General features: G+C 63.5%; 12 protein-coding genes. 1 reads left to right on the top strand and 11 read right to left on the bottom strand.

What is annotated here, in order from left to right; genetic code table 11:
- Positions 1–191: 191 nt before the first annotated feature.
- From AC1Q7F_RS31615 to AC1Q7F_RS31580, 8 genes are all read right to left on the bottom strand, one after another.
- Positions 192–1,178, bottom strand: coding sequence for an NAD(P)H-dependent flavin oxidoreductase (locus AC1Q7F_RS31615; RefSeq protein ID WP_492512525.1), 987 nt, complete (start codon positions 1,176–1,178; stop codon positions 192–194).
- A 37-nt stretch (positions 1,179–1,215) separates the two neighbouring features.
- Positions 1,216–2,043, bottom strand: a complete 828-nt coding sequence (locus AC1Q7F_RS31610; protein ID WP_492512524.1) for an enoyl-CoA hydratase — start codon at positions 2,041–2,043, stop codon at positions 1,216–1,218.
- 86 nt (positions 2,044–2,129) lie between these two features.
- The gene (locus AC1Q7F_RS31605; protein ID WP_492512523.1) at positions 2,130–3,302 is read right to left on the bottom strand and encodes an acetyl-CoA C-acyltransferase; all 1,173 of its coding nucleotides are present in this window, start codon (positions 3,300–3,302) and stop codon (positions 2,130–2,132) included.
- Positions 3,303–3,325: 23 nt separating this feature from the next.
- Complete coding sequence (locus tag AC1Q7F_RS31600; protein WP_492512522.1) at positions 3,326–3,778, bottom strand: MaoC family dehydratase; 453 nt, start codon at positions 3,776–3,778, stop codon at positions 3,326–3,328.
- Positions 3,775–5,511 carry an acyl-CoA dehydrogenase family protein gene (locus AC1Q7F_RS31595; protein ID WP_492512521.1) on the bottom strand — a complete coding sequence of 579 codons (1,737 nt, stop codon included), beginning with the start codon at positions 5,509–5,511 and terminating at the stop codon, positions 3,775–3,777. The genes AC1Q7F_RS31600 and AC1Q7F_RS31595 overlap by 4 nt, the downstream gene beginning before the upstream one ends.
- Positions 5,512–5,644: 133 nt before the next feature.
- Positions 5,645–7,678 carry a 3-hydroxyacyl-CoA dehydrogenase NAD-binding domain-containing protein gene (locus AC1Q7F_RS31590; protein WP_492512520.1) on the bottom strand — a complete coding sequence of 678 codons (2,034 nt, stop codon included), beginning with the start codon at positions 7,676–7,678 and terminating at the stop codon, positions 5,645–5,647.
- Positions 7,679–7,724: 46 nt separating this feature from the next.
- A complete protein-coding gene (locus AC1Q7F_RS31585; RefSeq protein ID WP_492512519.1) occupies positions 7,725–8,747 on the bottom strand; it encodes a phosphotransferase family protein in 1,023 nt (340 codons plus the stop codon).
- Positions 8,744–9,991, bottom strand: a complete 1,248-nt coding sequence (locus AC1Q7F_RS31580) for an acyl-CoA dehydrogenase family protein (protein WP_492512518.1) — start codon at positions 9,989–9,991, stop codon at positions 8,744–8,746. Before AC1Q7F_RS31580 ends, AC1Q7F_RS31585 begins: the two co-directional genes overlap by 4 nt.
- Before the next feature lie 172 nt (positions 9,992–10,163).
- On the opposite strand from AC1Q7F_RS31580, the gene AC1Q7F_RS31575 reads away from it, so the two are divergent.
- Positions 10,164–11,468 (top strand): TetR/AcrR family transcriptional regulator, encoded by a 1,305-nt coding sequence (locus tag AC1Q7F_RS31575; protein WP_492512517.1) that lies wholly within the window; start codon positions 10,164–10,166, stop codon positions 11,466–11,468.
- 54 nt (positions 11,469–11,522) lie between these two features.
- Here the strand turns inward: AC1Q7F_RS31575 and AC1Q7F_RS31570 are convergent, their stop codons facing one another.
- The 3 genes from AC1Q7F_RS31570 to AC1Q7F_RS31560 all read right to left on the bottom strand — a co-directional run bounded on the left by AC1Q7F_RS31570 (position 11,523) and on the right by AC1Q7F_RS31560 (position 14,233).
- Complete coding sequence (locus AC1Q7F_RS31570; RefSeq protein WP_492512516.1) at positions 11,523–12,305, bottom strand: SDR family NAD(P)-dependent oxidoreductase; 783 nt, start codon at positions 12,303–12,305, stop codon at positions 11,523–11,525.
- Between the two features lie 150 nt (positions 12,306–12,455).
- Positions 12,456–13,160: a GntR family transcriptional regulator gene (locus tag AC1Q7F_RS31565; RefSeq protein ID WP_492512515.1), complete on the bottom strand. Its 705-nt coding sequence runs from the start codon at positions 13,158–13,160 to the stop codon at positions 12,456–12,458.
- A 191-nt stretch (positions 13,161–13,351) separates the two neighbouring features.
- Positions 13,352–14,233 carry a fumarylacetoacetate hydrolase family protein gene (locus AC1Q7F_RS31560; protein ID WP_492512514.1) on the bottom strand — a complete coding sequence of 294 codons (882 nt, stop codon included), beginning with the start codon at positions 14,231–14,233 and terminating at the stop codon, positions 13,352–13,354.
- Positions 14,234–14,381: the final 148 nt, after the last annotated feature.

The raw sequence follows: 14,381 nt of genomic DNA, 5'->3' as shown, positions 1-14,381 counted from the left end.
TTCGGTCACTACGATGAGCCAGAAATCCTCCCTTACGCAATCAGCCACTTCTGTCCCAAAGGGGCTGACGGCGGACAATATGGCGCTCAGCGAGTTTTTCCTTTTGCATATTCTGTGTGTACGGCGATGGTCCATTTTTACTAATACAACCATAACGTCAACAAGCCACTCTGGATACTGTGCTAATCAAGTCATTCCCCTGAAGCATTGAAGATGGGTTTGAGCCGAGTGCGAAGAATGTCGTTTGCCTGTGCCATAATGCGATCGATGAGGATGCGGATGGTCGGTATGTCTTGGATCAGACCCGCCACCATTCCGCAACTCCAAGCGCCGATCTCGGTCTCGCCATCCTTCATGACGCGGCGATAGACGCCTGCCACCTCGGCGGCGATATCCTCGAACTTGATGGCCTCGCCGAGGTACCTCTCCTTCTCGAGGATGCGATCCACAGCAGTATTCCTGAGGACGCGCTCGGTATTGTGCAAAGGACGCATAATCAGCCGGGTGTCGCGTTCGCTGGCGGCAACGATTGCCGCCTTGACGTTGGGATGGACGGGCGCCTCCTCGGTGGCGAGGAAGCGTGTCCCCATATTTATGCCGTCCGCTCCCAACGCCAGTGCCGCGACGAGAGATCGGCCATCCGCCATGCCGCCCGACGCCACGAACGGAATGCTGAGCTCGTCGGCGGCGCGTGGCAGCAGGATCATGTTTGGCACATCATCCTCGCCGGGATGACCGCCGCATTCGAAGCCGTCAACGCTGACGGCATCACACCCGATGGCTTCGGCGGTGCGGGCGTGGCGGACGGAGGTGCATTTATGGATGACCTTGATCCCCGCGGCCTTGAGCGTCGGGAGCCAGGCTTTCGGGTTGTTCCCGGCGGTTTCGACGATCCGCACCCCGCCATTGATTATAGCATCCACATAACCTGGATAGTCCGGCGGGTTGACCGACGGGAGGAAGGTCAGATTGACAGCGAAAGGCTTGTTGGTCATCGCCTGGCACCGGGCGATCTCAGCCGCCAGGGCGGCGGCGGAAGGCTGGGTGAGGGCTGTCAACGTACCGAGGCCTCCGGCTTCAGAGACGGCGGCAGCCAGTTCGGCCAAGCCGACATGGTGCATGCCGCCCTGAATGATGGGATGCCTAATGCCGAAGAGTTCGGTTATCCGCGTTCGCATGGTCTGAATTCCTAAGATTGTTGCGTGGGCTTGCCCATTATCCGCCGACGAAGACCGGCTCGCGCTTTGCAATGAACGCCGCTGCCGCTTCGCGATGGTCGATTGTGAACATGCAATGCACGTGGTGTGTCGCTTCGATGTCGAGGCAATCGTCAACCTCGCCCGTCATCGCGCGATTGAGATTTTCCTTCATGTAGCGGTAGGCGATGCCAGGTCCCGATGCCAACCGTCGGGCGACATCGGACGCTTCGGCGGCCAGGGAGTTGGGGGCAGATACCCAGTTCGACAGGCCCAGGTCCAGGGCTCGCGGTGCCGATACCCGCTCAGACAGAAAATAGAGCTCGCGCGATCGGGCTGCGCCGATCAGCCGGGTCATGAAATAGGTGCCCCCGAAATCTCCAGACAGGCCGACCCGACTGAATGCGGTCATGAGGACCGCATCCGTCGACATGATGCGCAGGTCACAGGCAAGCGCGAGGGCCAGGCCCGCGCCGGCCGCCGCCCCGTTGATGACAGCCAGCGTCGGCTTTGGCATATGAAAGAGCTTGCCGGCTGTCGCGTGCTGGATGAGGCGTTGACGATGGATATAATCGTCGGTGGCCGTACCGGGATGGGCGTCGCCCTGCTGTCCGGCCATAGCCTTCACGTCGCCGCCTGCGCAAAAGCCCTTTCCGGCTCCCGTCAGCACGATACACCGGACATCCTTTGCGACCTCAGCGCCCGCCAATTGGCGGGAGAGCGCTTCCAGCATCTCCAGCGTCAGCGCATTACGGGCCTCCGGGCGGTTCATGGTCAGCGTCAAGACCCCGTCCGCCAAATCTGCCAGAAGCTGGGATGTTCCGGTTTCAACGTCATGAAGCGCCATGGTGTGGCCTCCGGCCTGCAAAGGATTGTGCAAAGACGGTGTACCGCGTCGCGCCGCGTCCGTTCCGTCTCCACGGGGTGGTTTCGCTAAAGCACCTCGAACAGGCCGGCCGCACCCATACCGCCGCCTACACACATCGTCACGACGACATGCTTCGCGCCGCGTCTCTTTCCTTCGATCAGGGCGTGGCCAGTCATGCGGGCTCCTGACATCCCGTAGGGGTGACCGATCGAAATCGCCCCGCCGTTGACGTTGAGCCGCTCATCCGGGATGCCGAGCACATCCTGGCAATACAGTACCTGCACGGCGAAAGCTTCGTTCAACTCCCACAAGCCGATATCGTCCATGTGCAAGCCGAACCGCTTCAGCAGTTTCGGGATGGCGAAAACCGGGCCGATGCCCATCTCATCAGGCTCTGTTCCCGCTACGGCCATGCCGACATAGCGCCCCAATGGCGTGAGCCCCCGCTGTGCGGCAAGCGCACTCGTCATAATCACGCAGGCTGATGCCCCATCGGAAAGCTGCGAGGCATTACCGGCGGTGATGACCCCGCCCTCGATGACCGGTTTCAGACCGGCCAGCCCCTCTGCACTGGTCTCCGGCCGGTTGCCCTCGTCCCTGGCGAGCGTCACCGGTCTGCGGGTGATCTCGCCTGTCATCTTGTCGGTCACCGCCATCATGGTTGTGACGGGTACGACCTCGTCATCGAAGATGCCGGCCCGCTGGGCCCCGGCCGTCAGTTGCTGGGACCGCAGGGCATAGGCGTCCTGACGCTCACGCGGGATGCCGTAGCGGCGCGCCACGGTCTCGGCCGTCTGCAGCATCGGCATGTAGATGTCGGGAACCATGGCGACGAGCTCGGGATCGGGGTCGACCCGGATCGCCGGCGTCTGCACCATCGAGATGGACTCCACGCCGCCGGCGACGACGACATCCATGCGATCGACCATCACCTGCTTGGCGGCGGTCGCGATGGTCATGAGGCCGGACGAGCACTGGCGGTCCATGGTCATGCCGGCCACCCCGACGGGTAGGCCCGCGCGCAGGGCCGCCGTGCGTCCCACCGTCTGCTGCACGCCCTGCGGCAGGGAACAGCCCAGCAGGACGTCCTCGATCTCGCCGGGATCGACACCGGCCCGCTCGACGGCGGCACGGATGGCGTGGGCCGCCAGGGTCGGTGAAGGGGTGGCGTTGAAGGCGCCGCGATAGGCGCGGCCTATGGGTGTCCTGGCGGTGGAAACGATGACGGCATCGCGCATGGGAAACTCCTTTGAATGGGCGATCACATGAAAATCTGGCTCAGCCATGTCGCGATGAGCGCAGGCCTGTCGGCGCCCTCGATCTCGACAATGATGTCGCAGCTCTGCTGAAGCTGGCCCGGGTGCTTCTCCTCGACCGCGGTCAAGGTCGAGGCGGCGCGGATGCGGCTGCCGGGACGTACCGGATTGACGAACCGCACGCGGTCGAAGCCGTAATTGACGCCCATGCGGATCCCGGGCACCGGCGCGCGGGCGGTCGTCTCCGCCATCCGCGACAGGAGCGACAATGTCAGGAAGCCATGCGCAACGGTACCGCCGAAGGGCGTCGCCGCGGCACGTGCGGGATCGACATGGATGAACTGGTGGTCGAGCGTCACCTCGGCGAAGCGGTCGATCATCGGTTGATCGACAAGCAGCCACTCTGAGCGACGCACGACGCCGATTTCCGCCCGCAGCGTCGCCAGCACGTCACTCATGCGAACGCCTCGTCCGGCATGGAACGGATAAGCGTGCTGTGCCGGGCGACGATCGAAAGCCAGCCGCAGGCCTGCGGCAGCTCGCTTTCGAAGAAATAACGGCAGGCATAGCCCAGACCGGAACGGAAGGCGGTCGGCGCGAGCGCGGCGGCGGCCACCGCCTGGTCCAGCCATAGCCAGGCGACGACGCCATGCCCGAAGGCACGCAGGAACAGTGTCGCCTCGTCGAATGATTCCGGCCCCCGCCCGCTCAGCCCCTCGATCACGCGTTCGACCTCGCGCCAGAATTCCAGCAGCGGCGATGCGAACGCCGCCAGCCCGCCGTCCGCCTCTGCGCGCTTTGCCGTCGCCACGATGCGTGCGCACAGCAGGCTCAGCGCCCGTCCGTCGGAAAGGAGAATCTTGCGACCGAGAAGGTCGAGCGCCTGGATGCCCGTCGTCCCTTCATGGATCGGGTTCAGGCGGTTGTCGCGCCAGAGCTGCTCCACGTCGAAATCGCGCGTATAGCCGTAGCCGCCATGGACCTGGATGGCGAGATCATTGGCGATGACGCCGAATTCCGACGGCCAGCTCTTGGCGACGGGCGTGAGGAGGGCGAGCAGCGCCTGCGCGTCTTCGGTGTCCTGGTCGAGAAGATGCGCGCAATAGAGGCAGACGGCCACGGCGCCTTCCGCATAGGCCTTCTGCTGCAACAGCATCCGGCGCACGTCGGGATGTTCGATGATGGCGACCGGCGCGCCGCCCCTGGTTCCTGCGGGACGGCCCTGGAGCCGCTCCCGCGCATAGTTCAGCGACTGCCGGTAGCCGCGATAGGCCAGGGACGCGGCTCCCATCCCCACTGAGATCCTGGCCTCGTTCATCATCATGAACATTTGCGGCAGGCCTTGTCCCGCCATGCCGACACGCCAGCCGATGGCACCCCCGCCTTCGCCGAAATTGAGCAGGCAGTTGGAGGTGCCCCGGTTTCCCAGCTTGTGGTTCAGTCCCGCCACGGCGATGTCGTTGCGGCTGCCGTCGGGGAGCAGCTTGGGCACGACGAACAGCGAGATGCCCTTGGAATCGCCGGGCAGGCTTCCATCCTCGGCCACGATTTTCGCCAGCACGAGATGGACGATATTCTCGCTGGCGTCCTGATCGCCGCCCGATATCCACATCTTGTTTCCGGTGAGCCGATAGCGCGCGCCGAGTTCATCCTCGCCATCGGGCGCGGCCCTGGTGCGGATGTCGCCCAGGCTCGACCCTGCCTGAGGCTCGGAAAGGCACATGGTGCCGAGCCAGTGCCCCTTGATCTCCGGCAGGGCGAACCGTTCGATCTGCGCCGGGGTGCCGAAGGTCGCGATCAGGCGCGCATTGGCCACCGTGAGCATCGCGTAGCCCGCGGTCGACACGTTGGCCGCGGCGAAGTTGGTGTGAATGGCGAGGGAGGCCGTGAAGGAAAGCCCCAGGCCGCCCAGATCCTCCGGAAAGCTGGCCCCGAACAAGCCGAGGTCGGCGTAGCGGGCCAGTGCCGTCCGGATGGCCGGCAGGATGTGCACGCCATCCGCGTCGAGGCGGGGCTCATCGATGTCGGCCTGCCGGTAATGCGGCAGGAATGCATCCAACGCCAGCCGCCGCCCCGTGTCCAGCATCGCCAGCAGGGTTTCCCGTTCCTCGCCGTCGGCGATGTTCAGCCAGTCGAACAGCTGGAAGTCCAGCAGTTCCGGAGACGGCAGTATATCGTTCCGGGCGCTCATGCGGCACCACCCGCCGCAGCATGGCGGTCCGGGCGCAGGTCTTCATCGCCGAAGCGGTGCCCAGACGTCGCCGGGCGTCCCGCGACATGCGAGACGGGAGGTTCCCATGTCATTTCGATATCCTCGCCTGTAGTCATTTGTCGAGAGGTGTCCCCTGGGCCGCGCAGCGCGCAAGCAGGGGCGAAATCGAGAAATCCGGGCCGAGACGGGCGGAATAGCGGGCGAGATCGGCGACGATCCTGCCAAGCCCGACCTGACCGGCCCAGAACATCGGGCCGCCCCGTTGGCGCGGCCAGCCATAACCGTAGTTCCAGACCACATCGATGTCGGATGCGCGCTGAGCGATGCCTTCCTGGAGGATCATCGCGCCTTCGTTCACCATCGTGTAGAGGGTGCGCACGACGATTTCCTCGTCCGTGATGTCGCGGGGCTCGATACCCGCCCTGGTCCGGAAATCCGCGATGATCCTGGTGACGGCCGGTGCGGGCGCCGGCCTGCGCTGATCGTCGTAATCATAGTAGCCGGCCCTTGTCTTCTGGCCCCAGCGCCCTTCGGCGCACAGCGCATCCTGCAGGCACTCGATCCGCCCGGGGTCCCGGTGCCAGCCGATATCCACGCCCGCCAGATCGGCCATCTGGAACGGCCCCATCGGCATGCCGAAGCCGGTATGCACGCGGTCGATCTGTTCGGGCGTCGCCCCCTCGAGAAGCAGTGCTTCGGCATTGACCTGCCGCGGGATCAGCATGCGGTTGCCGATGAAGCCGAAGCAGACGCCGGAGACGACCGGCACCTTGCCGATCCGGCGCGCGATATCCATGCCGGTGGCCAGCACGTCCGGCGCGGTTTTGCCCCCCCGCACGACTTCCAGCAGTTTCATCACGTTGGCGGGCGAGAAGAAGTGCAGGCCCAGCACCTCCTGCGGCCGTGCGGTCGCGTCCGCGATCTCGTCGATCGACAGGAAGGAAGTGTTGGAGGCGAGGATGGCTCCGGGCTTCGCGACCCCGTCCAGCCGGGCGAATATCTGCTTCTTGAGGTCCATGTTCTCATAGACCGCCTCGATCACGAGGTCGCAATCCGAAAGCGCGGAGAAATCGAGCGTCGGCGTGAGAAGGCCCATGGCCTTTTCGACCTGACCGGGTGTCAGCCGCCCCTTGGCCGCCGTCGCCTCGTAGTTCTTCCGGACCACGCCCGTACCGCGATCAAGCGTCTCCTGCGCCGTCTCGACGAGGGTGACCGGAATGCCGGCGGACAGGAAATTCATCGCGATGCCGCCGCCCATCGTGCCGGCACCGATGACGCCGACCCTGCCAACCGGGCGAGGCCGGATGTCCCTGGGCAGTCCTTCGATCCTGGCGGCGGCACGCTCTGCGAAGAATACGTGGCGCAGCGCTTTCGACTGGTCTCCGGCCAGAAGCCGGGCAAACAGGGCGCGTTCCTTCTCCTGCCCCTGGTCCAGCGGCAGCAGGGTCGCTGCCCGAACGGCCTCAATGCAGGCGCTGGGCGCCTCCATGTCCCTCATCTTGCGCGCATTGCCGGCCGCGAACCTCTCGAACACGGCGGGATCGGCCGAAACGCTGCGCTCACCGGTGCGACGGGGTCCCGCCAGCGTGCGCGCATAGGCGATCGCCTCGCCAGCCAATGAGGAATCCTCTCCGGACAACCGGTCCACCAGCCCGAGGTCCAGGGCTTTGCCGGCCGGGATCGGGGTGCCCGAAACGATCATGTCCAGGGCCGCCTCGACCCCGACCAGGCGGGGAAGGCGTTGCGTCCCGCCGGCACCCGGCAATATCCCCAGCAGCACCTCCGGCAGCCCCAGCTTCGCTCCCGGTGTCGCGATGCGATAATGGCAGCCGAGCGCGATCTCGAGGCCGCCCCCCAGTGCAGAGCCGTGGATGGCGGCAAGGACGGGCTTGCGGCTCGCTTCGATCGCGTCGATGACCTCCGGCAGGTTGGGTTCGATCAGCGGCTTGCCGAATTCCGTGATATCCGCCCCCGCCGAGAACAGCTTGCCGCTTCCCCGGATCACGATCGCCCTGACGGCATCATTGGCCTGCCCGTCGGCGATGGCCCTGGCCAGTCCGCCGCGGACGGTGGCGGCCAGTGCGTTGACCGGCGGGTTATCGAGGACGATCTCGAGAATATCGTCATGCAGATGGGTCTCGATCATGGGATCCTCGTTTTTGGAAGTGGTCTTGCCATGGTGCCTTCGCTGCTCAGCCCGTCGCTCCGGCGATCTGCGCCTGCATCCAGCCCGCCCGGGCGACAGGGAGCAGCCGTGCCGCCGTTTCCGTGGCCTGGGGGCTCGACGCGTTGCCGTCGATCATGCGCTTCTTGATGCCCTGGATGATGCCCACCGCGCGGAACAGGTTGTAGGCGAAGTACCAATGCAGATCGGGCAGCCCGCTGCGGCTGGTCGCCGCGCAGTAGCGTGCCACCGTTTCGTCCAGCGTCGGAATCCCCGTCCCGGCCAGATCCAGGCCGGACAGGCCCGCCCGCCCGTCGCATGGCATTACCCAGCACATGGCGAGATAGGCGAAGTCGGCGAGCGGATCGCCGATCGTCGCCAGTTCCCAGTCCAGAACGGCACGCACCTGCGGCCGGTCGGTGGCGTAGACCAGGTTGTCGATACGGTAGTCACCGTGGATGATAGAGACGCCGGCCTGCCCGGGCAGGGTGGACGGCAACCATTCGATCAGCTTCTCGACCTCCGGTATGTCTTCGGTCTGCGCGGCGCGATACTGCTTCGTCCAGCGTTCGACCTGCCGCCCGATATAGTTGCCGGGACGTCCGAAGTCGCCGAGGCCGACCGCCTGGTGATCGATCGAGTGGAGTGCCGCCATTGTGTCGATCATGGCCTCGTAACAGGCACGGCGCTCGGCCCCGGACAGTTCCGGAAGCGTGCCGTCCCAGAAGGTTCGGCCCTCGACCATCTCCATCAGGTAGAAGGCGGCGCCGATCACCGCCTGGTCCTCGCAGAGTGCCACCGGCCGCGGAACGGGAAAGCCGGCCGGATGGATGGCCGAGATCAGCCGGAACTCGCGCTCCACCGCATGCGCCGACGGCAGCAGGCTGCCGAAGGGCTTGCGGCGGAGCACATAGCTTCCGGCATCCGTGCGGACGCGATAGGTCGGGTTGGATTGCCCGCCCGGAAATTTGTTGATCGACTGGAATACCGGACCGCCGGGGATCGAGCCGCGCATCCATCGGGCCAGTGCCTCCTCGTTCAGGTCGCTCATCGGGCGGCCGTGCGGTAGCGGCCGAACTCGGCCCGAGCGATGGCGCGTGCATGCACCTCGTCCGGGCCGTCGGCGATCCTCAAGGTGCGGATGCTCGCCCAGTCTGCGGCAAGCGCGAAGTCGTTCGATACGCCGCCGCCGCCATGTGCCTGCACCGCGTCGTCGAGAATGCGCAGCGCCATCTGCGGCGCCTGCACCTTGATCATGGCGATCTCGTTGCGCGCCGCCTTGTTGCCGGACCGGTCCATCATGTCCGCGGCCTTCAGGCAGAGCAGCCGCGTCATCTCGATATCGATGCGCGCCCGCGCTATCCGCTCTTCCCAGACCGAATGCTCGGCGATACGTTTGCCGAAGGCGATCCGCGCGGTGAGCCGCTTTGTCATCGCCTCCAGCGCCTCCTCGGCTATGCCGATGGTACGCATGCAATGGTGGATCCGGCCGGGGCCGAGGCGTCCCTGGGCGATCTCGAAGCCGCGCCCCTCGCCGAGCAGCAGGTTGCCGGCCGGGACCCTCACGTTGGTCAGGGTGATCTCGGCATGGCCGTGCGGCGCGTGATCGTAGCCATAGACCGGCAGGATCCGTTCGATCTTCACGCCCGGCGACGCGAGATCGACAAGGATCATCGCCTGCTGGCGGTGCGGCTCCGCTCCGGGGTTGGTTTTGCCCATCACGATGGCGATCCGGCAGCGCGGATCGCCTGCGCCCGACGACCACCATTTGCGCCCGTTGATGACATAGCCGTCGCCGTCGCGGCGGATCGATGTCTGGATGTTGGTGGCATCGGACGAGGCGACGTCGGGTTCGGTCATCAGGAAGGCGGACCGGATCTCGCCTTCCATCAGGGGCTTCAGCCAGGCGTCCTTCTGCGCCCGTGTCCCGTACCGGTGCAGGACCTCCATGTTGCCAGTGTCCGGGGCGGAGCAGTTGAAGACTTCGGAGGCCCACTGGAGACGTCCCATCTCCTCGGCACACAGGGCGTATTCGAGGTTGGTCAGGCGCTCGCCGCTGAAGACGAAGCCGTCATTCGCCTCGCCATGCTCTCCCGCAGGCGGCATGAACAGGTTCCAAAGGCCGGCCGCCTTTGCCTTTGCCTTCAGCATCTCGATGGTCTGAAGCGGCGCCCAGCGCTCGCCGTTGGCCAGTTCCTGTGCGACCTCCGCGGCCTTCGGGCGGACTTCCATCATCATAAAGTCTCTTACCCGGTTCCGGAAATGGCACTCACGATCTGTCAGGGAGAAATCCACCGCTTTGCTCCTCTCTCTCTGGCCTTCTCTGGCGGGAGGTCGATACTGAGTTTTCGATCTACGTCTAAATCTAAAAAATATTTTTTTTGATGTCTAGGAAAACTTGGAGATTTTTAGAAGTTCGAGAGATTCATATGTGAACGAACTTTCGAATTGATTGTCGGATCCGTACGTGTCTGACATCTGCCTGTTGACAGCCAGCCGGGCTTCAACGACAAATCCAAAGATGAACGCAAGCGGGAACCAATCCGAAGCAACCCTCCAGATCGTCGCTTCGGCGGGAACCTCCGCGCGCTTTGAACGCCAGAAACAGCGGATTCTGGATGCGGCGACATTGTCGCTTAACCAGAAGGGCGTATGGGGAATGACCCTGCAGGAGGTGGCTGGCGCGCTGGATCTCGGCACGTCGAGCGTCACCTATTATTTCAAACGGCGCGAACATCTGGCGGCGGCCGTGTTCGAGGACAGCCTTTCGCGGCTCGAAGAGATTGTCCGGCGTGCGGGGGAGGAACATACCCAGCGCAAGCGCGTGACCCGCTATGTGGAACTCTATTTCGACCAGTTCGCGCGAGCGCTTCGGGGCGAGAGCAGGCCGTTCGCCATTCTCTCCGAAATCCGGGCGATGGAGGATGCGACCCGGTCGACACTTATTGCACAATACCAAACCGTCTTCCGGGCCGTGCGCGCATTTTTCGGACCGTCGGAAACGCCGGAGCGCAAGCGCCTGCTTACGGCGCGCGCGCATGTCCTCAACGAGGCGCTTTTCTGGTCCGAGATCTGGTTGCGACGTTTCGCCATCGGGGATCTCCCGAACGTGCGGGGGCGTCTGCTGGCCGTGCTGGATGGCGGTCTCGTCACATCCGGCACGCCATGGAGGGCCGCGCCCATCCATGGCGGCCCGGTGCCGGAAGAGGACGAACGACAGGCATATCTGCGGGTGGCGACCCGCCTTATCAATGATTTTGGCTACAAGGGGACGTCGGTCGAGCGGATCGCCGGGGAACTCAAGCGCGCGAAAACCAGCCTTTATCGACATATCGAGGGCAAGGACGAGTTGGTTGCTGCCTGCTCGCGGGAGAGCTTTCATCGGTTGGCAGCCCTCCGGCGTCTGGCCGAAACCGATCGGACATCTGCCTGGGACCGGATCGCGACAATTCTGAGCTCCGTCCTGACCCTGCAGTTTTCCGGCGATTATCCGCTGCTGCGGTCGTCGGCACTCCAGGCCATGCCGGCGCCGGTCCGGCACGACGCTGTCGAGCGGTCCGAACGGACCGCTCTAGGCCTGATGGGTCTTCTCGTCGAAGCGATGCAGGATGGAAGCATGCGGGTGGTCGATCCATTCATCGCCAGCCATTTCATCATGTCTTCGCTGGATGCATCATATGACCTGAAGGGTTGGCGAACCGGGCAGCCGCTGGCAGTGTCGATAGACACCTACATGAATGTCCTCGCCACGGGAATCTTCGATCCGAAGTAGTATTGTCCGCGCGCCGTGGTCGAAGAAGGGCCAGCGCTGCCCTGCTTGCCATTGTCAGACACTGAGACTGGCGTAGGTGACGCCGCCATCGACCGCGACCGTAATGCCAACGGCGTAATCACCGGCACGGGAGGCCAGATAGATCGCGGCTCCCTGCATATCCTCGTCCCGGCCGATACGTCTGGCCGGAATCCGGCTTGCCAGTTCGCTGCCATGGTCGCGCGCATCAATATTCATCTCGGAGACGAAAGCGCCGGGGGCGATCCCGGTCACGCAGATATTGTCCTGGATCAACCTGGCCGCCATCCGCCGTGTCAGATGGATCAGCCCGGCCTTGCTCGCGTGGTAGGAGTAGGTCTCCTGCGGGTTCGGCCGAAGGCCGTCGATGGAGGCGATGTTGATCACTTTTGCCGGACGTTCGGCACTTGCGGCGGATTTCAGGAGACCGTGAAGCGCCTGAGTAAGGAAGAACGGTGATTTCAGGTTCAGGTCGACGACCTTGTCCCAGCCCTTCTCCGGGAAAGCCCCGAACTCGGCAAGCCAGGCTGCACCCGCGTTGTTGACCAGGATGTCGAGCTTGGGCTCGCGCCGTGCGAGTTCATCCGCCAGAGCTTCGGAACCCTCAAAGGTCGAAATATCCTGGGGAAGGGAGATGCATGTGCGGCCATCGGCGGAAAGGGCGGCCGCGGTCGCGTTGCAGGCGTCGGCCTTGCGTGAGGAAATATAGACCTTGGCGCCGCGTTCGATAAAGCCCGCCGCGATCATCCTGCCAATGCCGCGCGAGCCGCCCGTCACAAGCGCAGTGCGCCCTTCCAGCGAGAAAAGTCGATCTGTCATGATATCCTCTCTTCAAAATGACATGGCTGATCCCGCGGCACTTGAAGTGCGGCGGGACTGTTCATCAGCGATCGCGGGATGGTTTGCCGTCGCCACGACTGTCACAGGCCATCAGGAGGAAATCAATATTTTTTGTAGAAAAAATTATTTTTAATGTTTTGCCGGTTCTTTCCGACCGAAATTGGCGATGATTAGCTCCGTCGTTTTCCGGAGGTGATGAACAGTAGCGCGGACGAGAGAATCGGCATCGCGCGTGAGCGCATACTTCATGATCTCCTGATGCTCTACAGCGACATCACGATCCGTCTCCAGGTGGAACAATAGCCCCCGGTAGCGTTCGGACTGTTCATATAGTTGACCATGAAGTGAGAACAGGCGGCGATTGCCACAGGCACTTACCAGTGCTGAATGGAACTGAGCATGATTTTGCGCCCACTTCCGTCGCGGGTCTTCGCCATCCGCGACGATGGGCTTGTTCCTAAGTTTATATTCAGCGGCAAGAATGCCGGCCTCCCAATTCACGTCGCCACGCTCGACCGAGCGTCGAAGCGCTAATGCCTCGATCTCACATCTGAGGTCGGTCAGATCGATAAGGTCCGCAGGCGACAGAGGGGCCACCAGGAAGCCACGCTGATCGCGTGACACGACAAGTTCCTCGGGCACTAGCCTGGAAAGCGCTTCGCGGACCGCGCCGGGGCTGACCCCCAGTTCCTCCGCCAGATCCTGGATTTTGAGCTTCTTGTCAGGTGTGTGCCGCCCGAGCAAGATGTCGGTTCGGATGATCTCATATGCCATCGAGGTCTGATTGCGGGGACCGTCGATCTCGGCGACTGAACCATCTTTAACGCGCAGCATCATCGTTTTCCGGCAGGAACATATTTTATTGGGCCTACGTTGCACGATGATGCGTCCGCTGCCAAGGGGGCATACCGCGACGGGCATTTTCCCGCCAGTTACGCCCTGCAACAGGTCGAGAAGGCGACGAACGCCGGCTGCCGGATGGCCGGCGATGACGGTCGCCCGGCGGCCGGTGTGGAGTTCAGCCGCTACCGAGCCGCAGTCCGGGCGTCTCCGGAGCCGGCGATGCGGTTCTCAATGACGCCGATACAATCAACTTCACACCGCACGACATCGCCCACCTGCAGGAAGCGGGGCGGGATCATCGCCACGCCGACGCCACTTGGCGTTCCGGTCGCGAGCAGGTCGCCCGGATTGAGTGTAAATGCCGTCGACAGATAGGCGATCTGCTCCCAGACGTTATAGACCAGCTCGGAGGTGTTGCTGTCCTGGCGGAGTTCTCCGTTGACGTAGCAGCGAAGCCCCAGCCCATGCGGGTCGGATATTTCGTCGGCGGTCACGATCCAGGGGCCGATCGGTCCATGTGTGTCGAACGATTTGCCGACCGTGAAAGTGGGGGCATGCGCCTGCCAGTCGCGCGCCGATACATCGTTGCAGACGAGATAGCCGAACACATGGTTCCTTGCGTCCTCGACGCTGACATGCCGGGCCGTTTTCCCGATCACCACCCCGAGCTCGACCTCATAGTCGACCGCCTGGCTGACGCCAGCATCGATGTCGTCATAGGGCCCCGTGATGCAACTGGTCTGCTTGTTGAACCAGAACTGGTTGGTGGGGACTGGCGCCCCGAGACGCTTGGCCTCCTCAATGTGCCTGCGGTAATTCATGCCGATCGCAAGGAATTTTTCCGGGCGCTCGATCGGAGCCAGTAGCCGGGCCTCATTCAGGGGAACGGTGGCGGCTTCGGACGCGGCCACGCTGCGGATGGCATCTAGTGCTTCGTCCCCGGCGGCAATGACCGACAACATGGTCGGAAAGCGGGGCGCCAGACTGTTGAGTGGCACGATAGCATCGCCCCTCAGAACCCCCAGCCGTGGCGTCCCCGTGTTATCGAACCGAACTAGTCGCATTTCCTGCTCCTCCTGATGATTGACGGCCTCTGCCGGTCATAGCCGAACTTCGGAGCATCTAGCCTAAAAAAAACTATTTGACTATAAAAAAAATAATTTTATCTGTTACATGGATTAAACGTGAAAATGACCTTGATCTGTCGGGGAA

The sequence above is a fragment of the Niveispirillum sp. GW835-FHT14G11 genome (assembly GCF_058793615.1).
This window is presented reverse-complemented; position numbering and strand designations above follow the sequence as displayed.